Source organism: Paraliobacillus ryukyuensis (genome assembly GCF_003315295.1).
In the GTDB taxonomy this organism is placed as follows: domain Bacteria; phylum Bacillota; class Bacilli; order Bacillales; family Amphibacillaceae; genus Paraliobacillus; species Paraliobacillus ryukyuensis.
The window spans coordinates 97,076-116,300 of the sequence record NZ_QNRI01000001.1 but is presented as its reverse complement, the minus strand read 5'-3'; the positions used below and the strand labels follow the sequence as shown (position 1 = coordinate 116,300).

18 protein-coding genes and 6 tRNA genes are annotated in these 19,225 nt (G+C 35.8%); 2 read left to right on the top strand and 22 right to left on the bottom strand.

Annotated features, from left to right (window positions below):
* Positions 1-5: 5 nt before the first annotated feature.
* From pstB to DES48_RS00545, 16 genes are all read right to left on the bottom strand, one after another.
* On the bottom strand, positions 6-833 hold the full coding sequence (gene pstB / locus DES48_RS00620) for a phosphate ABC transporter ATP-binding protein PstB (protein ID WP_113866019.1): 828 nt from the start codon (positions 831-833) through the stop codon (positions 6-8).
* Positions 834-855: 22 nt separating this feature from the next.
* Positions 856-1,743 carry a phosphate ABC transporter permease PstA gene (gene pstA / locus DES48_RS00615; protein WP_113866017.1) on the bottom strand — a complete coding sequence of 296 codons (888 nt, stop codon included), beginning with the start codon at positions 1,741-1,743 and terminating at the stop codon, positions 856-858.
* Positions 1,743-2,681, bottom strand: coding sequence for a phosphate ABC transporter permease subunit PstC (gene pstC / locus DES48_RS00610; RefSeq protein ID WP_113866015.1), 939 nt, complete (start codon positions 2,679-2,681; stop codon positions 1,743-1,745). Before pstC ends, pstA begins: the two co-directional genes overlap by 1 nt.
* 89 nt (positions 2,682-2,770) lie before the next feature.
* Positions 2,771-3,721: a phosphate ABC transporter substrate-binding protein gene (locus DES48_RS00605; protein ID WP_079708492.1), complete on the bottom strand. Its 951-nt coding sequence runs from the start codon at positions 3,719-3,721 to the stop codon at positions 2,771-2,773.
* Positions 3,722-3,906: 185 nt separating this feature from the next.
* Positions 3,907-6,021 (bottom strand): peptidoglycan D,D-transpeptidase FtsI family protein, encoded by a 2,115-nt coding sequence (locus DES48_RS00600; RefSeq protein ID WP_113866013.1) that lies wholly within the window; start codon positions 6,019-6,021, stop codon positions 3,907-3,909.
* A gap of 47 nt (positions 6,022-6,068) precedes the next feature.
* The gene (locus DES48_RS00595; RefSeq protein WP_079708490.1) at positions 6,069-7,346 is read right to left on the bottom strand and encodes an MFS transporter; all 1,278 of its coding nucleotides are present in this window, start codon (positions 7,344-7,346) and stop codon (positions 6,069-6,071) included.
* Positions 7,347-7,519: 173 nt separating this feature from the next.
* Positions 7,520-8,131, bottom strand: a complete 612-nt coding sequence (gene sodA / locus DES48_RS00590) for a superoxide dismutase SodA (RefSeq protein ID WP_079708489.1) — start codon at positions 8,129-8,131, stop codon at positions 7,520-7,522.
* A gap of 168 nt (positions 8,132-8,299) precedes the next feature.
* A complete protein-coding gene (locus tag DES48_RS00585) occupies positions 8,300-8,959 on the bottom strand; it encodes a TraR/DksA C4-type zinc finger protein (RefSeq protein WP_113866011.1) in 660 nt (219 codons plus the stop codon).
* Between the two features lie 182 nt (positions 8,960-9,141).
* Positions 9,142-9,214 (bottom strand) — tRNA-Phe (locus DES48_RS00580).
* 51 nt (positions 9,215-9,265) lie between these two features.
* A tRNA-Ser gene (locus tag DES48_RS00575) sits at positions 9,266-9,358 on the bottom strand.
* A gap of 17 nt (positions 9,359-9,375) precedes the next feature.
* Positions 9,376-9,452, bottom strand: a tRNA-Ile gene (locus DES48_RS00570).
* 11 nt (positions 9,453-9,463) lie between these two features.
* Positions 9,464-9,539, bottom strand: a tRNA-His gene (locus tag DES48_RS00565).
* Between the two features lie 33 nt (positions 9,540-9,572).
* Positions 9,573-9,649, bottom strand: a tRNA-Met gene (locus DES48_RS00560).
* Between the two features lie 4 nt (positions 9,650-9,653).
* Positions 9,654-9,728 (bottom strand) — tRNA-Asn (locus DES48_RS00555).
* A gap of 217 nt (positions 9,729-9,945) precedes the next feature.
* A complete protein-coding gene (locus DES48_RS00550) occupies positions 9,946-11,589 on the bottom strand; it encodes a Na/Pi cotransporter family protein (RefSeq protein ID WP_113866009.1) in 1,644 nt (547 codons plus the stop codon).
* A 277-nt stretch (positions 11,590-11,866) separates the two neighbouring features.
* Positions 11,867-12,502, bottom strand: a complete 636-nt coding sequence (locus DES48_RS00545; RefSeq protein WP_113866007.1) for an NfeD family protein — start codon at positions 12,500-12,502, stop codon at positions 11,867-11,869.
* Between the two features lie 81 nt (positions 12,503-12,583).
* Between DES48_RS00545 and DES48_RS00540 the strand changes: the two genes are divergently transcribed.
* A complete protein-coding gene (locus DES48_RS00540) occupies positions 12,584-12,907 on the top strand; it encodes a hypothetical protein (RefSeq protein ID WP_113866005.1) in 324 nt (107 codons plus the stop codon).
* Positions 12,908-12,944: 37 nt separating this feature from the next.
* Here the strand turns inward: DES48_RS00540 and DES48_RS00535 are convergent, their stop codons facing one another.
* Positions 12,945-13,373: a hypothetical protein gene (locus DES48_RS00535; RefSeq protein WP_079708484.1), complete on the bottom strand. Its 429-nt coding sequence runs from the start codon at positions 13,371-13,373 to the stop codon at positions 12,945-12,947.
* Positions 13,374-13,456: 83 nt separating this feature from the next.
* Positions 13,457-14,158, bottom strand: a complete 702-nt coding sequence (locus DES48_RS00530; protein WP_113866003.1) for a transglycosylase SLT domain-containing protein — start codon at positions 14,156-14,158, stop codon at positions 13,457-13,459.
* A 147-nt stretch (positions 14,159-14,305) separates the two neighbouring features.
* On the opposite strand from DES48_RS00530, the gene DES48_RS00525 reads away from it, so the two are divergent.
* Complete coding sequence (locus tag DES48_RS00525) at positions 14,306-14,590, top strand: DUF2624 domain-containing protein (protein WP_113866001.1); 285 nt, start codon at positions 14,306-14,308, stop codon at positions 14,588-14,590.
* 366 nt (positions 14,591-14,956) lie between these two features.
* Here DES48_RS00525 and DES48_RS00520 read toward each other — a convergent pair whose 3' ends face one another.
* The 4 genes from DES48_RS00520 to DES48_RS00505 all read right to left on the bottom strand — a co-directional run bounded on the left by DES48_RS00520 (position 14,957) and on the right by DES48_RS00505 (position 19,142).
* Complete coding sequence (locus tag DES48_RS00520; protein WP_113865999.1) at positions 14,957-15,847, bottom strand: deoxyribonuclease IV; 891 nt, start codon at positions 15,845-15,847, stop codon at positions 14,957-14,959.
* A gap of 35 nt (positions 15,848-15,882) precedes the next feature.
* Positions 15,883-17,193 (bottom strand): DEAD/DEAH box helicase, encoded by a 1,311-nt coding sequence (locus DES48_RS00515; RefSeq protein ID WP_113865997.1) that lies wholly within the window; start codon positions 17,191-17,193, stop codon positions 15,883-15,885.
* Positions 17,194-17,329: 136 nt separating this feature from the next.
* Positions 17,330-18,403 (bottom strand): Nif3-like dinuclear metal center hexameric protein, encoded by a 1,074-nt coding sequence (locus DES48_RS00510; protein WP_245911267.1) that lies wholly within the window; start codon positions 18,401-18,403, stop codon positions 17,330-17,332.
* Between the two features lie 13 nt (positions 18,404-18,416).
* A complete protein-coding gene (locus DES48_RS00505) occupies positions 18,417-19,142 on the bottom strand; it encodes a tRNA (adenine(22)-N(1))-methyltransferase (RefSeq protein ID WP_113865993.1) in 726 nt (241 codons plus the stop codon).
* Positions 19,143-19,225: the final 83 nt, after the last annotated feature.

Here is a 19,225-nt window from a genome sequence, read left to right as displayed (position 1 = left end):
CCCTATTAACCAAATCTACCGGAAATGTAGTCTTCCGTCTCTTTTTTACTTGGATTGGTGAAAATATTTTTCGTATCATCATATTCAACAACATTTCCATTAAGGAAAAATGCCGTTTTATCGGAAATACGAGAAGCTTGTTGCATATTATGTGTAACAATGACAATTGAATAATCTTCTTTCAAGTGTAATATAAGTTCTTCTATCTTTGCATTGGATACAGGATCTAATGCTGAAGCTGGTTCATCCAATAGTAATAGATTAGGCTCCATCGCCAACGTACGTGCAATACATAAACGTTGTTGCTGACCACCAGATAGAGCAAGTGCTGATTCGTGTAATCTATCTTTCACTTCATCCCAAAGCACAGCTTTTTTTAAACTTTCTTCCACAATACGATTTAACTCTTTCTTTTTGGTAATGCCATAAAACCGCAGTGCATGTGCAATATTATTGTAGACTGATTTTGGAAAAGGATTTGGTTTTTGAAATACCATTCCAATTTCTTTACGTAATGCAATAATGTCCACTTCATCAGATAATAAATTAACAGCATTTTCATAGACAATTTCGCCTTTATTGTGAGCAATCGGAATCAAGTCATTCATTCGATTAATTGTTCGAAGAAAAGTTGACTTACCGCAACCGGATGGTCCTATCAGTGCGGTAACTTGGTTTTTATAAACTGGAAAAGAGGCATGCTTTACTGCTTGATTCTCCCCATAATAAACACTTAAGTCTTTAATATCTAAAACTATATCGGTTGCTTTATTATTCTCTTTTACTTCTTCAGACTTTTGTTCAGGTATTTCTAATGTAATTGAACGTGACATAACTTAATAGCCCCCTATCATGTTATTTACTTGCTGTGTACTTCTTATGAATGACGCTACCTAACCATCGAGCAATCAAATTAAATAAAAGCACGGATAAAATTAGGATGGCGGAAGCACCTGCAGAAACAGCATCAATATCTGGGATAATACCATTTGTATTCGTAGCCCATATATGAACCGATAATGTCTCAGCTGGTCGCATTAAATTTAAAGGAGAATCTTCTGAAAATGGATTCCAATTACCATAGTCTAAACGAGGTGTAGATAAACCAACTGTAAATAGTAATGCAGCTGCCTCACCAAAAACTCTTCCTGCTGCTAATATCGCACCAGTTAATATTCCAGGAAACGCACTTGGTAAGATAACCGTTTTTATCGTATGCCAATGGGTAATTCCTAATGCTAGACTAGCTTCTTTCAATTCCCCCGGCACAGAACGAATGGAGTCTTCTGTCACTCGTACCATGGTAGGGATATTGAAAATGGTAAGTGCTAAGGCACCACCAATAATGGAGTAACCCCAATCAAATGTATTTACAAAAATTAAAAGTCCAAACATCCCAACAACAATAGATGGTAATGATGCAAGCATTTCAATACATGAACGAATAAAATTAGTTAATTTACCAGGCTTTGCATACTCAGCCATGTAAATACCACCACAAACACCTAAAGGCACAGTAATAAGCATGGTAATAAATAAAACATAAAATGAGTTAAACAGTTGATCACGGATACCGCCACCAGCACTAACTGTACTTGACTCTGTTGTTAAGAAATCAAGCGATATATGTGGTACACCTCGAACCAAAATGTATCCAAACAAACTTACTAATAATAATACAATTATGGATGCTAATAGAACGAATACCCCTGTTGCAATCCGGTCTGATACTTTGCTGTTCATTATAGCTTCCTCCTACTGGAAAGATAACGGATAATTAAAATGAAAATAAATGATAGAATTAATAATACAAGTCCCATTGACCATAGTGTGTTATTTTCCACACTACCGTACGTTGTATGTCCCATATTCAATGTGATAATTGTTGTTAACGTTGCTGCGGGTTCTAAAATTGAGTCTGGAATTGCTCTTACATTTCCAATCACCATTTGAACAGCCAAAGCTTCACCAAATGCTCTTGCCATACCTAATACAATTGCAGTTAATAGTGAAGGTATTGCAGCAGGTATTAATACTTTCTTAATCGTTTGCCAACGCGTTGCGCCTAATGCATACGAACCTTGTCTTAAATTGCTAGGTAATGAAATCATCGCGTCTGTAGCTATCGAAGTTATTGTTGGTAAGATCATAACTGATAATACAATGACACCTGATAATAAACTAAAACCAGTTTGCGCTCCACTAAATGTATTACGCATAAATGGTACAAGTACTGTAAGGCCTATGAATCCATAAACGACTGAGGGAATCCCTACTAGCAATTCGATAACGGGCTGAAGTACTTTTTTGCCCCAAGAAGGTGCGATTTCAGACATAAAAATAGCACCACCAATCCCAATGGGACCAGCGATTAAAGCAGATAAAAAAGTAACAGCTAATGTTCCAAAGATAAACGGAAACGCGCCAAATGATGGATTTTCATCTGCAGTAGGATTCCAATCAGTACTGGTTAAAAACTCAATTGGGCTTACACCACTTACTAAAAAGGACTGCAAACCCTTTGTTGCCAGGAAAATAGTAATAGATATTGTTGCTACTATCATAATAATTGCTGCTACTGTAACGATAAACCGACCAGTAAATTCATTTTTTTTAGCTTTCCCTTGTCTACTTTTAAGTAATCGTTGTTGTACAGCTGTGATAGTTTGTTCATCCTTCATGTTTTCACCCCTAAAAATAGGCATATTAGGGCAAATGCATCTACATTCACCCTAATTAGCAGCATAATTTCTATATCTTTTATTTATTATTAGTTAGCTTCAGTTTGCTTTCCTTCTGCGTCTCTTTGCACTTCCATTTTTGAAGCTGCAATGTAACCTTGTTCAGGAACAATGTTATTTTGCACTTCATCACTCATTAAGTAATCTAAGAAAGTTTTTGCTAAACCTTCTGGTTCACCATTCGTATAAGAGTGTTCATAAGCCCAAATTGGAAAATCACCAGATTGTACATTTTCGTCTGTTGGTTCTACGCCATCAATTGACATTGCTACAACAGAATCATCTGTAAAGTAAGAGAATGCTAAGTATCCAATTGCTCCAGGAGTGTCTCCAACAATTTGGCGTACTGTGTTAGAAGAATCTTCTGTTACACCTTCAGCAGGAGTTGCTCCATCCAAACCGAAATCAACAAAGGTAGCACGAGTTCCTGAAGAATCTGGACGATTTACTAGTGTGATTTCTTGATCTGCTCCACCAAGCTCTGACCAGTTAGTAATTTCTCCTGTGAAAACTTTGATTAGATCTTCTTTAGAAATATCTTCCACTCCAGCTTCTGGGTGAATTGCAGCTGTCATTCCAACTACCGCTACTTTATGGTCTACTAGTTCATCAGCAGGAATACCATCTTTAGCTTCAGCAAAGACATCAGAATTACCAATGTCAACCTGACCTTCAGAAACTTCACTTAATCCAGTACCAGATCCACCAGCATTCACTTGTATGTCTGCATCAGGATTTTCGCTCATGAATTGTTCTGCTGCAGCAGCAACAAGTGGTTGCATTGCACTTGAACCAGAAATAGTTAATGTACCAGAAGCAGTTCCTTCAGAATCAGCATTCCCTGCATCTTCTGTGCTTTCCGTATTTGTGTTTTCTGATTCACTACTAGAATCACCATCTTCACCGCTACCACACGCAGCAAGGAAGCCTATTGTTAAGACTAGTAATAATGCGAAACCGACTAATTTCATTTTCTTCATAAAATGTTTCCCCCTAATTTTTTTGTTTGGGCTTGGCTCTTTAGGCCACAAGTTCATCATAACGATTTTGTATAAACTTGTGGTTAACTGAATGTAAAGATTGTGTAAATTGATGATCTTTTGTCGAAACAAAAAAAGAAAAGCTACTACTTGTAGCTTTTCCTTCTTTGAACTTATTATGCTTTCTATTCACTTTGAGCGTTTGTAGATTGATCTGAATTATCATCTGATTGTCCTTCAGAACGTTTTTCTTTTAGTTCGAAATACTTATTAATAATTTTATTACCGATATTATGGTGAATACCATGTTGATCATTCCCTGTACCAGTTCGTGGGACAATGATGGCAAAAGCAACTTCGGGATTATCGTATGGTGCATAACCAATTAAAGAGAGGTTATAAGTTTCTTTTAAACCATTATCGGTCGATACCATATTTTGCGCTGTACCAGTTTTCGCAGCAACTTGATGGGAATTACTGCTCCATTGACTACTAGCGGTTCCTTGTGTTATCACGCGTCTAAATCCAGTTTGCACACGTTCAATATAATCTTGTTTCATTTCAATTTTATTTAACACGTCTGTTTCAATTGTATTCACAACTGGACCAAGCTTTTCTTTCGACCCATTCGCTTGACGTATTTCTTTAACTAAATGCGGCCGAACGCGATAACCATCGTTTGCAACTGTAGATACATATTGTGCTAATTGTAATGTAGTGTACGTATCATATTGACCAAAAGCAAGAAACAACAGGTTAGCAGCATTTGGACTGGAACCAATCAAACCTGGCGCTTCATATGGTAAATCAATGCCGGTTTCCACACCTAATCCAAATTGACTATAGTAGTTTCGTAAAGTTTGAAAAGCGGAAAAGTCAAAGTTTCGTAAAGGTTGACCCGCTTGATAATCCGCACCAGCTAAACGAATTGCAATTTTTGACATGTAAATATTCGATGATTTTTCAATAGCCTGTATATCACTAATCGACCCCATGTTTTTGTAAGAACTAATTGTGCGAGAGCCTGCAATTTTTATTGGAGAATCATATAGATGTTCACCTGGACTAATCACCCCTGAATCTAATCCTGCTAAAACAGTAGCACCTTTCACTACTGATCCTGGTACATTCGTGTTATAGATAGTTCGATAACCTTCATCATAGACTTCGCCTTTTTCTTTATCATAAGCAGCACCAGACATAGCTAACACTTCGCCTGTTTGAGGATCCATCATGACCACCATAGCATCTTCCATAAATCGATTCTCGTATGGATTCGATTCAATATATTTTTCTAACTCTTCTTGTACAATTTGATCAACTGCTTGCTGCAATTCAATATCAACCGTTAAGACGAGATCATTTCCGCTTTGTCCGTCATTAATGGTTTTTTGACCAACAATTTCATTATTGTTATTGGTTGTAAATTCTACAACCTTTTTCTGTCCTCTAAGATTTTCTTCATACTCTTCTTCTAATCCACTAGTACCCACACGGTCATTACGACTATAGCCACGTGTTAAGTAATAATCTTCGTTATCTTGCGGAATACCTTGATCAGTTGTACTAATGTTACCAATAAATGTAGAAAGCGTGTCCTCCACTTTAGATACTCGGTTCCAGTCAATTGTGGCATCAATACCTTCTAATTCATATAGGTGCTCAGAGACCATAGCATACTCTTTTTCAGTTACACCCTCATTTTTTACAATATGTGGTGTGAATTCTGTTGCAGCATCTAATTCTTTCTTAATCGCAACTACGTTTAACAGATTAGGGTCTGACCAATCAAACTCGTTATAGTCCTCTTGTTTAATCTTGTCCAACATCGCTTGGTATTGATCACCGCTGTCCATTTCCTTTTCTTTATCGCTTAAACGTTTTGCAGCTTCTTTTGCATGAAACAAATACCAATACTCTTTTTTATCTCTTTCTCGAATCATCGAAGCTAGCGCTTCTTGATCTTCTTCCATTGTAATAAAAGTTGCTAATTTTTTTGCTATATTTAATCGTTCCTCAGCACTATGTCCATTTTTGGGAGGGGTATATGTGATTGAACGCGTCGACTCATTATCTAATATCAATTTTCCGAAACGATCATACATCAACCCTCTAGGAACAGAAATATAAGCACGTGAACTTTCCGTTTGATCAATTTCTTTTTGTGCTTCTTCTCCATTTAGAATTTGCACAACACCGAGTTGTAAAATTAGTAAAGAAAATAACAAAAATACAAAGATAAATAATATATTTAAACGGAAGGGAATTTGTGATCTATTCGTTTTTTTCTTTTTCCCCATTACATGTTTCCCCCTATTAATTTGCTGTTATCATTATAACATGTAATTTAACGATTTTCATGAGAGATTATGTCTCCTTTTACAGTAGGTGGGCTTTTTTTCGACAAAGAAGGTAAGGATATTCCTTTAATCACAAAATATACAAAGAAATGTCCGCCACCTAGCAACATTAATAAAACAGGTATACTTGAAGCGGGTGGAGCAAGTTGAATGCAAATTAGGAATAATATGATCGAACTAACGCGACCAATATTTAAAAAGACTTCTCTGACAGCAATATATTCAATTCGCAACTCTTTTGCTTTCCAAGCGGTTCCAATGACATCATAAGTAAGTGAGGCATATGGCACTGTAAAAAGTGGATAAGCAATACCAATGATACCGCCATATATTAAGAGTATTGTATAATTTAATTTTGCAATTATAATAAAGAGCGCTAAAAAAAGTATTAAACCACCAATAAAGATTGATCGCTTTCGTAAATGTGGTTTAATGATTCGGGTAGCTGCATAATAACATAGAAAAGAAAAACCAGAAAAAATTAAATTGAATGTACCTAAAGCTAATTCACTGCCTGTAGCGATAAAAACCCAAATAGAAATAACAAAAACGAAAATACCTTCTCGTAACCCTTGCAAAACATGCGCATATAAAATACGACGCCAATTCTTATTATGTCGACGCTCAGTTACAATTCGTTTGAAAAAAAACTTCCCTTCGGCTCTACGACGATTAATAAAGAAGCTACATGTTACTGCTCCAATAAATAAAAAGAAAGAAACTGTGAAAATTATTGTGTATCCTTGCGAACTATCCCACTGAGAAATGATATAACCAGCGATAATAGGACCAATCATGCCGCCAAATGATTGCATCAATCCTAGGAACCCATTAAAAAAATCTCTTGTCTCAGGTTCGGTTATTTCAAATGTTAACACATTAAAAGCTAGCCAATAGAACCCATAACCAATCCCTAGCAATGCCCCGAGCAACATATTAAAATTAGCGGCCTTTTCCCCAACAATAAGCACAGTCAAAAAAAAGATCGCTAACGTACTAACCCCTAACCGGAGAACTAATACGCGATCAACTTTTTTGGCTAGTTTACCAGCAACAATAAACGTTATTGGTTGTAAAATGTAAATAAACAAGTTATAGACGGCTATCGCAACATAATCATTTGTTTGTTTCCACAAATAAATATTAACGAATGTGTTGGACAAAAAAGTCGCTAATGCGTATAAGCCGCCAATCGTGAGCAGTAATTTTAAATCTCGATTAACTTCCATATCACCAATTAGTATATGTAAATATTTCTTCTTCATAATTTGTCTCCTTTTTGTTCTACTTCTATTGTGAACAAAAGAAAACGAGATATACTGTATTTAAAACTAAAGAAAAAATAAGAAAATTATTTACATCTTTTAAAGTAGATTACTTTAAAACGATAAAAAGAGCTAAGCACTCTCGTAGCGCTTAGCTCTTTGATTAATTTCACTTATTTAGCTGCTTGATATAATTTAGCAACTTCATCCCAATTTACTACATTCCAGAATGCTGCAATGTAATCTGGACGTTTGTTTTGATATTTAAGATAATAAGCGTGCTCCCAAACGTCAATACCGAGGATAGGTGTTTTTCCTTCCATTACTGGTGTGTCTTGGTTTGGTGTACTTGTAATTTCAAGGTTACCATTATCAACGATTAACCAAGCCCAGCCCGATCCGAAACGGCCAGTAGCTGCAGTTTTGAATTTTTCTTTAAATTCATCAAAGCTACCAAATGTAGCGTTAATTTTATCAGCTAGTTCTCCTGTTGGTTCACCGCCACCATTTGGTGAAAGTAATGTCCAGAAAAGGCTGTGGTTTGCATGTCCACCACCATTATTGCGTACAGCTGTACGAATAGATTCTGGTACACTATCTAAGTCAGAAAGTAGCTCATCTAATGATTTTTCTTGTAGATCCGCATGACCTTCCAAGGCAGCATTCAATTTTGTTACATACGTATTATGGTGTTTCGTATGGTGAATGTTCATTGTCTCTTTGTCAATATGTGGTTCTAATGCATCATATGCATAGGGTAATTCTGGTAATTCAAATTTTGCCATGATTAATTCCTCCTTAAATAGTTATGTAAGAAAAACGTTCACAAAAAATTCGTTTTTCTTCTATTAATTAGATTATCAAAGCCATTACAACGATGCAACTTTTCTGCTTTAATATCTGAACTATTTTCCCTACATAATATATATTTACTTTTTGTGTCTTGGTTAAACTTACTTTTTTTTCTTTTTTTCTTGATTTAGCTGATTATCGCCTTCAAAATCTGCTATGGCGAGTCGATCAGTCGGTTCTGTTTTACCTGCTCTTTCTTCGGAATCGATATACATTTCTTCATAATCAGCTTTTGGATTAGTAAAATCTGATGGACTATTCGAGGAACCATACTGACCTACCGCTTGCCACGTGTCCTCTCGATCAAATCCAGTTTCCTCGTCTTCTTCATATGTGTCATCATTCGCTGTAATGGATTCTTCAAATATATTATTTTCTACAGGTCGACCATTAATTCTTTCATTGTCTGTTGCGTGATCAATACAATATTGCGTTGTTGGCATAGCTAACAATCGATCACCAGCAATTTTTTTACCACATACGTTGCATAATCCATAAGTACCGTGATCAATATCTGCTAAAGCTTGCTCAACCTCGTTCATCTGTTGTTCTGTAAATTCATTTAGCGCCATATCTTTTTCACGTTCAAACAGATTTGAACCTTGGTCAGCTGGATGGTTGTCATAATTCGATAATTCATTGTCCACTTCATCTGTGAGCATATTATTCTTTTCATTTTGCATATTTTCTTTGTGTAATAAATTTTGTTTTTGTTCTTTAACAAGCTGAATCGCTTTTTGTACTTTTTCTTCACGAGTCATACCGATAACTCCTTTATATTAATAATATCTGTTACAAGTATGTTTCCTGTTTTGAAGTGAACTAAACATATTAGTAAGTTGGACATGTAATACATTGGTATAAATCAAGAACAACACATTCAGTATAGAGCCCATATTTATGCGCACAAAAAAACAAGCATTAAAAATGCTTGTTTTAAAGATGGCTCGGGACGGAATCGAACCGCCGACACACGGATTTTCAGTCCGTTGCTCTACCGACTGAGCTACCGAGCCAGAATGTTATGTCTAACTTATAGCCCAATTAACTTTTAATATTATGTAATATGGCGGAGGAGGAGGGATTCGAACCCCCGCGGGCCGTGAAGCCCCTGTCGGTTTTCAAGACCGATCCCTTCAGCCGGACTTGGGTACTCCTCCGTACGATGCTATATAAATGGTGGACCCTGCAGGATTCGAACCTGCGACCGATCGGTTATGAGCCGATAGCTCTAACCAACTGAGCTAAGGGTCCAATCTTTGTAATGGGGCGACCGGTGGGAATCGAACCCACGTATGCCGGAACCACAATCCGGTGCGTTAACCACTTCGCCACGACCGCCATTTTATTTTCATGGTAAAATTACTATAAATATGGTAGCGGCGGAGGGGATCGAACCCCCGACCTCACGGGTATGAACCGTACGCTCTCGCCAGCTGAGCTACACCGCCATATTGGCTCCACAGGCAGGATTCGAACCTGCGACCGATCGGTTAACAGCCGATAGCTCTACCACTGAGCTACTGTGGAATAATTGAGTACTATGTGAAGCGACGATATATAATATAACACGTATACTTTTTTTCGTCAATATGTTTATGGAAATCTTTTTTGCAACAAGAATAATATAGCATGTACATCAAAATCATTCAAGACTTTTTTGAAAAACTCTTATTCGTTCTCTCTTTTCTTCAATATGCAATGTAGCTTAAACATATATGTAAAGGGGGTAACCCCCTTTACATATTTATTGTGGATTTGAGTTTTTATCGTCAAGCACTTCTTCAGCTATATTAACTGCGTGGTCCCCGATTCGCTCTAAATTACTTAAAATATCAACGAATACGATACCGGCTGCCCCATCACATACACCTTCATTTAAACGAATAATATGTTTTTTACGGAAAGTACGTTCCATTTGGTCAATTTGATTTTCTTTATGAACAACTTCTAATGCAGCTTCACGATCCATATCCCCCAATGCTTGAATCGCTTGTTTTAATGTAATGGCCGTCAGATCAAACATGTCATTCAAATCTATATTGGCTTGCGCTGTTAATGATACTTTATTTGAAATTTTATATTGAATTAATTCTATAATATTCTCAAAATGATCACCGATTCGCTCAATGTCTCGCACAGAGTCTAGTAAAGCGGAGTGTTTGTTACTCTCAGCTTCTGAAAATGAAGTTCCTGATAATTGAACTAAATAATGCGTTATCTCTTTATCTAGGTTATTAAGAGCCCCTTCAATTTGTAAAGCTAATTCAGCATGCTTTTGATTGTGATTATTTAAGTACTGACTAGATTCTTCTAACCCTTTGTGTGCATATTCCCCCATACGAAGTACTTCTTCTTTTGCTTGGTCAAGTGCCACAGATGGAGATTGTTGAATGAAAATTGGATCCAAATGCTTTGGTTTGTATTCAACTAATGTATCTTCACCAGGGATCAATTTCGTTACTAAGAAAGCAAGCACTCCTATAAACGGGAATTGCATAATTGTATTTGTAACATTAAACGTTCCATGTGCGAATGCGATCGTCATTGGATCATTTAAATGAAGTTGTGATTGCAAAAACAGGACAAGTTCATTAAAAGGAACAATTAAAATAATGAAGATGGTAGTCCCAATCAAATTAAAAATAACATGTGTATAGGCTGCTCGCTTAGCCGCAATACTTGCCCCAATTGATGCCAGAACAGCAGTTATAGTTGTACCTACATTATCACCAAATAACACTGGTAAAGCAGCTTTTAAACTGATGGCATCAGCATTAAATAACTCTTGCAATATACCAATTGTTGCACTAGAACTTTGGACAATAAATGTAAATAAAGTGCCGATAACCACACCTAAAACGGCATTATCACTCATACTAACCGTTAAATCTTTAAAAGCTTGTACTTCACGTAATGGTTCCATACCGGAACTCATTAACTCTAAGCCAAAGAACAGAGCACCAAAACCAAAGATAGCTTGTCCTACATAAGTAATCCGATTATTTTTAAAGAAAAATAATAAAAATGCCCCAATTGCTAAAATTGGTAAAGCATAGGCACCGATATCTACACCGATAATAAATGCAGTAACAGTTGTTCCAATATTGGCGCCCATGATTACACCAATGGATTGGCGTAAGGTCATAAAACCGGCATTAACCAATCCAACAGTTAACACGGTGGTTCCAGAACTACTTTGAATTAATACGGTAACTATAATTCCTGCTAATACTCCCATAAAAGGATTACTTGTGAAACGGTCTAGAATATCTCGAAGCTTGTCCCCTGCGGACTTCTGTAGTCCTTCTCCCATAAACTTCAGTCCAATTAAGAAAATACCTAAACCACCCACAAATTCAAATACAAGTGTCTGTACGTCAATCTGCATCTAGATGTTCATCCCTTCTAAAAATTAAAAAATATATAAAACACCCTTCTTATTATTAAGTCATTATTGGTTATATGTAAAGTTTTTTAATGAAAATTTACATAGAATTAACATTATAGCAAGTGGACGTACTTATTTTGGTTTAATTTGGATAAATAAGTAGTTTAATGTTACTATAACCAATAATTTTTAAGGGCTTTTACCTTAAAAAAGAACTATACATGATATCATATCAGTATAGTTCTTCTATTTTTTATTTTGCCCTATTACACCCAATCTATTTTTTATTATAGATTGGTTCAACTAATATCTTTGTACCATCCACTTGTTTCACAACAATTGCTTTATTCTTTTCAATCCATTGCCCATTTGAAACAGCACTATAGTCTTGTTGATTAATTCTAACAGTTCCTACTGGGTGCATATCAGTTAGTGTTATCCCTTCATGTCCAATTAAACTTTTATAGGTTTTATTCATGGTACTGTACCCTTTCTCCTCTGTTAGTTGATCAAGCAATGCTAGTTTGCCCCACATCTTCCTTTTTGGAAAAACTTTCAGGAAAAAAAGTGAGCTTACCCCCCCAATAATCACACCAGAAATAGCATATAGTCCAGCTGTCCAATTTGGCGAACTGAACCCCACTGAGAAAATCATACAAAGAGCACCTATCGTGGCTAGGGTTCCATCGTTAATTACTTTGCCATCGATAATAATGAGTAATAATCCAATTAAATAAATAATAAGCATAATGATAAACATGCCTGGTTCTAAATAATTTAAGAAATATATTGCAATAAATCCAAAACCTAAAATGGCTGATAATCCTCGCATGTTGACTAATAGTTCTCCCACCATAAATAAAGTTCCTAATCCTACGATGACAAAACTCATCCAGCTAATATCTAAAAACATCTTCACACCACCCTTTTTCCTCTTATTTTAATTATACGGTCTGTGTATCATAAAAGTTTCACCTGGATGGAGCGTGAGTTTATGATTGTTTCCAAAAAAATTATACTATGCTTTTTATTATTCTTACTGTTATATAGTGTTATAGTAGATTTAACAAACAATTCATCGATGAATGAGCCGTTAACAGGCGAACTATCAGAAACGAAAAACCAAATCAGTTTTAATGTTGTGTCCTATCAAATGAAGGAACAAGATACATTTATAAGTGTTATTGATCAATTAAATCCAAACCTAACCGAATATGATTTAACCAAAGTTCGCAATGATTTCATACAATTAAATCCATCCATTCATCCATCTAACCTTAAAACTAAAGTAACTTATTTATTCCCTCAATACAATTAACAAAAAAGGAGCTACGCTATGTAGCTCCTTTCAATTTCTAAACCATTGGAACGATAAACAATGTGATGATAAATGACAGCGCACCAGCAATTATCGCTGTGTTACCCAGTATATCTGCGCCATTACGCTTAGCCATAAATCCTAAGATGATCCCGCCAATACTAAAAAACACAGGTAAGATGAAAAATGAAGCAATTGCCATAACTACACCAAACCAACCAAAACCAGTTTTTGAATCAACTTCTGCTCGTTGCTTTGTTTCTGGATCAGTAGTAATAGGTTCATTAAACCCACCTGCAGTCATTTCTTGCGCATATTCTTCGTCAAATTCTCTGCGATTGTATCCATTCATGTCTCCTTGAATCATCGCATGCTGTGCAAATGCATCTGTTGCAGCCTTCTCATCTTCTCCAAATTTTGGCGCATCTTCCACATGACTATTACGCTGTTCATTATTTTGTTCCATCATAAGACCCCCACTTTCCTTTATTGAGGTGCCTTTATAGTTTGCGGTTTTTTTAAGATTTCACCCTGGCGAATATCTTCCAATTAGTTTGCAAAAGCGACTGTACGATGTGTTTTTGCATTCTGCTGAATCGTTAAGGCATAGTCACTTTTCGCTGTACCATTTTTTTGTTTATAAGCTTCCATGCCTGCTATACCTCTGTGATAAGCAGTTAATGCCTCATCCCAATTGCCATATTCGTGATGCAAGTAATCAAGATAACAAATCGATAGTTGGATGGAATAATAAGGGTCTAATAGTAACTTATCCTCGTATGGTAAACCTGCCATATCAGCGATCCATGGTGCAGTATTTTTCATAAATTGCGACATACCGTAAGCATGTCCATATTTTGTTTCTGGACCAACTAACTTAGGATTAAACGTACCACCTGTTTCAACTTTTAATAATTCATATACTAAGTAAGGATCAATAGCATACTTTTTTGCTTCATTCGCTAAATATATTCCCCAAGAAGTTTTAAAATTTCCACTACTGTCTTCGGTAAAACTCTTCGCGGTAGTTTCTAAACTTGCCCAATCAAGATAATTAGTTTTTTCAAGATCAATCAAAGTCTTTTCATTGTATGATATTTCTGCTTCTAATTGTTCGTTTTGTTGCATTAAAAATTTATTTTTGGTAGTAAGTGCATCAATTTGTGTTTGGTAATGTTTGAATGAGAGTATGAAGATAATTGCTATGGTTGATACAATTGCTAACAATGCAACAGTAAAATCTCTACGCATGTGCTTACTCCTTCCTGCATGTCCTTATTCTTCCTATAGCTTGATATCCTAACGTAGATTCTAATTAATTGCAACTAATACACACTTTTCAAGCTATTGTTGCATACAGATAAGAAAGAATAGGAATAATTTATAGGAGCGGTGGTCATGCAAGGATTTGTTCAACAGATGATAAAGAAAAAGTTAAAAGGTATTACTTCGACAGAACTCCTTCACTATGCCAAGCAATATGATGTAGTCATTACGTCCGAACAAGCAGTGCAGATTGCATCTTTTCTGCACGCAAATGAACTCAATCCCCTATTAGAATCTGATCGAATGAAAATGTTTAAAAAACTGGCTCAAATAACGGATCTAAATACTGCAAAACAAGCCCAACGTTTATTTAACCAGTTAATTAAACAGTATGGTGTTGAAGGTTGGTTTTCTTAACAAAGTCACTAAAGTCGAAAAAACCTCACTATAACGATGAAAGACCATCGATAGTGAGGTTTAAACTTAATGCTTGGTATGTGAGTCGATTTCATAATTTATTTCTATTTAATAAAACACGAACATTGCATCTTATTTTCTTTAATTTATACGTTGTTTAAAAAGTGAAGGAAGCAATGGGGAGACTCCTGAAGGAATAGCATCAGCCGAAGATCCACTTTCGTAGCGGTTTTTGCTACGAAAGTTAGCTGAGGCGATGCCTTCGGAAAGCGACCTCATTTGCTGACTGCACGGAGCTGGTATGCTACATATAATTATATTATTCGTGTTTGTCAAACAAATATTGAATTATGAAATTGACTCATGTTATTGATTTAAAATTTTTTCTTTTAGTTGACTATCAAACTGAGCTGTTTTAAGCATGTCTATTTCAAACTTATAAGGAGGTTTTTTATTTTTTTTATCTTCTCCTACATATGGTGTTTCTAAGATTTTAGGTAGATGCTTTAATTGTTCGTGATGCACAATATAGCGGAGCGCATCAAAACCAATGTAACCAAATCCAATATTTTCATGGCGGTCTTTATGTGCACTTATTGGGTTTTTGCTGTCATTTACATGGATCACTTTTAGACGATCTAACCCTACGATTCGATCAAATGTATCTAGCACACCATCAAAATCATTAACAATATCATAACCAGCATCATGTACGTGACAAGTATCAAAACAAACAGACAGTTTTTCATTACGCTTGACACCGTCTATAATTTGAGCTATTTCTTCAAATGTGCGACCCACTTCTGAACCTTTGCCCGCCATTGTCTCTAGTGCGATCTGAACATCTTGATCTTGCTCTAACACTTCGTTTAAACCCTCAATTATTTTTGCAATCCCTTTTTCTGTACCTTGTCCAACATGTGCACCAGGGTGAAGTACGATTTGCTTTGCACCTATAGCTTCTGTTCGTTGTATTTCACTTTGCATAAAAGAAACACCTAATTCAAATGTCTCCTTTTTAGTTGTGTTGCCTAAATTAATAATATATGGTGCATGTACTACAATTTCTTCAATGCCATTTTCTTTCATATGTGCTTTACCAGCTTCAATATTTAACTCTTCAATGGCTTTTCGTCTTGTATTTTGCGGTGCACCTGTATAAATCATGAATGCTGATGCACCATAAGATGCTGCTTCTTCACTTGAACCTAACAGCATTTTTTTACCACTCATTGAAACATGTGATCCTATCTTCAAAACAAACACCTCTCCTTACCAAGTTGCGTTAATCTTTATTTTTTATATTTCTTTTTATTTAATTGTTTTTTTATTTTGTTGTGTTGATATTTCATTTTCTTTTTATAACCCGGTTTTACTTTTTTGCGTTTTTTTACTTTACTCCAAGCCTCTCTATCAACGTCATGCCCTTCTTTTTTACGTTGGGTTCGTTCATTCCAAGCTTTAATCTCACGCCATTCACTTTTTACAATATCATAATTGGTAAAGTCAAGTCCGCGTTCTTCTAGCTTCTTAATTAATGGCTTATCTTCATCTGTATAAATATTTATTGCAGTGCCTTCCATTCCAGCTCTAGCCGTTCTACCAACACGATGAATATAAAATTCTTCTTCTTTTGGCATTTGCGCATTAATAACATGACTAACGCCTTTAATATCAATACCTCTAGCCGCTAGATCAGTAGCAACAATATATTGATACCTTAATCCTTGGATATCCTTAAGTACTCGTTTACGCTCTCTTGGCTTCAATCCACCATGAATAATACCAGGATTAAGCCCTTTTTCCTGTAGTTGTTGAAATAATTCATCTGCAGCAGTTTTTCCATTAGTAAAGATGATAGCGATATAAGGATTAATCGCTTTTGAGATATGATGAATAACTTCTGCAATAGGACGGTGTTTCAACGGAATTAACCGATGCTCAATTGTTTCTGGTGCAAAATGATCTTTAATATGAAAATACGATGGATTAAACATGTATTTGGTTAGAAATGGTTTCAATCGTTCAGGTATAGTTGCTGAGAATACAAACATTTGTATCTTCTCATGTGCTCGTACAAGCATTTTGTCAATTTCATCAATAAGACCTAAATCTAACATTAAATCCGCTTCATCTACCACAAAAGAGCGAGCTGAGTAAATGTCCAAAGCTCCTTCTTCAATCAAATCTAGAATGCGACCTGGTGTACCAATTACAATCTGTGGTTGTTTATTTAATTTTTCAATTGTTCGTTTTTTATCTGTTCCACCAATTAATAATTTCGCATCAATCTGACCCCCATTTGGGGCGTAATCAATCATTTTTTTGGCTTCATTATAAATTTGTGTTGCCAACTCTCTAGTGGGGGAGGTAATCACAAATTGTACTTCTTGCTTATCTAAGTCCAGCTGATTAAACAACGGAATTAAAAATGCGTGTGTTTTTCCCGATCCAGTATGTGATTGACCAATGATATTTTCCCTTCTTAATGCAGCAGGAATTACTTTTTGTTGAATAGGCGTTGGTGCTTGGAATGTCAGTTGATCAATAACATCATAGATCCATTCATGTAGTTGATATTGCTTAAATTGATGGTTTTTCATTATTAATACTCCTCTAAACGTTCTTTTTAAAAAGATAGCGACAAGTTTCGATTATTACTACGTTTTTATTATAAACATAAATAAAGTCAATTTCATCATCTATAGTGAATAAGTACTTTTGAAAGAAAAAAATACTTCACAAAAACTGGAATGGTTCTGTACTGCTTTTAGCGGCAACAAATGTGATTGACAGTTCTTGTTTTTCAAAGAATTGTATTAAACCTTCAATCATCACTTTTTCTACATGATGACCAGGATCAATGACGGCTAAGCCCATTTCCCATGCTTCTTGTGCATCATGAAAGGTTAAATCTCCTGTAAGATAGACGTCGGCTCCTAAACGTTTTGCCTGCGCAATATAACCTTGACCACTCCCACCAAGTACAGCTACTTTCTTGATTTTTTTATTTAAGTCGCCAATGCTACGTAGCGCAGGTACATCCAGTTTCTCTTTAACATCTTCACAAAATTCTCTTAATGTTCGTTCCTCTCTGATCGTCCCTATTCTACCGACACCAATTGTCTTCCCTTCGTTCGCTAGTGGAATAAGATCATATGCCGGTTCCTCATATGGATGAACATCTAGTAAGGTACGAACAAAAAAGTCTTTAGCAGTTGAAGGAATAATAGTCTCTAATTTCACTTCATTGACTTGCTCTTCTTTTCCTATTGTTCCAATATACGGGGTGGCATCACCTTGTGGAGTAAAGGAACCTGTACCCTTTTGTTCAAAAGTACAATGGCTATAATTCCCCAAATGCCCTGCCCCATTATCTCCTAACACTTGTTTAACTTCGTCTACCTTTTCAGTTGGTACATAAACCACAAGTTTCAGATAAGCTTCTTCGCCCGATGGAACTAATACGTCTGTGTTCGTTATGTCTAATTGCTTTGTTAACATATCATTGACACCGCCAAAAGCGATATCTAAATTGGTATGTGCCGCATATACAGTGATATCATGTTTTAATAGTTTGGCAATCGTTTTTCCTTTAGGTTGATCGACATTGATTTGTTTTGTTGCTTTAAATAAAAGTGGATGGTGCGCGATAATTAAGTCGATGTCGTTAGCAATTGCTTCATCTGCAACATTTTCTAACACATCTAGGCTAATCATTACTTTTTTGACTTCTTTATTTAATGTGCCTAGTTGCAGACCAACATTATCCCAATCATACGCAAGTTCTTTAGGCGCCCAATATTCTAGCATTTGAATAATATCTTTAGCGAGTACTTTGTTCGTCACGAACTAAAACCTCCTCTATTATTTTTATTTCATTTAAAAACATGTTAATTTTTTCATAATTAATCATTTTCGCTTGATGCATTTGGGTAACAATTCGTTCACGCTTATTTTTCTCTGCTTTCCATTTTTCTATAAAGATCTCCGTTTTTTCTTGTAGTAAATAAGGTCCAAAGAAAAGTTGACGCTCCAACTGGTTTTCATCATATGGAGTAGTAGGATCACCTTTATCTGCTACCAATATCTCATAAATATGACCATCTTCTTTAATGATTTCCTCGGCTACTAGTTGATAATTGTTTTGATAGAACCATTGCCGAACCTCTGGGGCATCGACATTGGGTTGTGCAATGATTCGACTAACGTGAAAGAGTTTGGTTGCACCTTGTTGCAAAATAGAGCGAATCAATGTGCCACCCATTCCAGCAATTACAACTTGGTCCACTAGACGACCTTCGATTACACTTAGACCATCTCCTTGAATCACTTCAATTTGATCTGTTAACCCAAATGCCGCAACATGTTGTTTTGCACTTAAGTACGGTCCTTCATTTATTTCGCCTGCAATTGCCCGAGCCTGTAAATCTTGTGAACAAACATAAGAGGGCAAATAGGCGTGATCACTTCCTACATCAACAAAGTTAGCATGTTGTGGAAGATAATGCGCAACTAGTTGTAATCGTTTTGATAACGTTTTATCATTCATTGTTCAATCTCCTTAGGTCATTCGTTCAATTTCGTCTTAATTTTTGTATTAATTTTTTTATATTTATTTTATCTTACATCAAC

Coding starts and splice junctions, on each gene's coding strand:
- DES48_RS00540 (WP_113866005.1), top strand. CDS start 12,584: ATGATTGTTTCCAAAAAAATTATACTATGCTTTTTATTATTCTTACTG.
- DES48_RS00595 (WP_079708490.1), bottom strand. CDS start 7,346: ATGAAGAAGAAATATTTACATATACTAATTGGTGATATGGAAGTTAAT.
- DES48_RS00535 (WP_079708484.1), bottom strand. CDS start 13,373: ATGGAACAAAATAATGAACAGCGTAATAGTCATGTGGAAGATGCGCCA.
- DES48_RS00525 (WP_113866001.1), top strand. CDS start 14,306: ATGCAAGGATTTGTTCAACAGATGATAAAGAAAAAGTTAAAAGGTATT.
- DES48_RS00600 (WP_113866013.1), bottom strand. CDS start 6,021: ATGGGGAAAAAGAAAAAAACGAATAGATCACAAATTCCCTTCCGTTTA.
- DES48_RS00545 (WP_113866007.1), bottom strand. CDS start 12,502: ATGTTTTTAGATATTAGCTGGATGAGTTTTGTCATCGTAGGATTAGGA.
- pstB (WP_113866019.1), bottom strand. CDS start 833: ATGTCACGTTCAATTACATTAGAAATACCTGAACAAAAGTCTGAAGAA.
- DES48_RS00585 (WP_113866011.1), bottom strand. CDS start 8,959: ATGACTCGTGAAGAAAAAGTACAAAAAGCGATTCAGCTTGTTAAAGAA.
- DES48_RS00530 (WP_113866003.1), bottom strand. CDS start 14,158: ATGCGTAGAGATTTTACTGTTGCATTGTTAGCAATTGTATCAACCATA.
- pstA (WP_113866017.1), bottom strand. CDS start 1,743: ATGAACAGCAAAGTATCAGACCGGATTGCAACAGGGGTATTCGTTCTA.
- pstC (WP_113866015.1), bottom strand. CDS start 2,681: ATGAAGGATGAACAAACTATCACAGCTGTACAACAACGATTACTTAAA.
- DES48_RS00605 (WP_079708492.1), bottom strand. CDS start 3,721: ATGAAGAAAATGAAATTAGTCGGTTTCGCATTATTACTAGTCTTAACA.
- DES48_RS00515 (WP_113865997.1), bottom strand. CDS start 17,193: ATGAAAAACCATCAATTTAAGCAATATCAACTACATGAATGGATCTAT.
- DES48_RS00505 (WP_113865993.1), bottom strand. CDS start 19,142: ATGAATGATAAAACGTTATCAAAACGATTACAACTAGTTGCGCATTAT.
- sodA (WP_079708489.1), bottom strand. CDS start 8,131: ATGGCAAAATTTGAATTACCAGAATTACCCTATGCATATGATGCATTA.
- DES48_RS00510 (WP_245911267.1), bottom strand. CDS start 18,403: ATGCTAGAATATTGGGCGCCTAAAGAACTTGCGTATGATTGGGATAAT.
- DES48_RS00550 (WP_113866009.1), bottom strand. CDS start 11,589: ATGCAGATTGACGTACAGACACTTGTATTTGAATTTGTGGGTGGTTTA.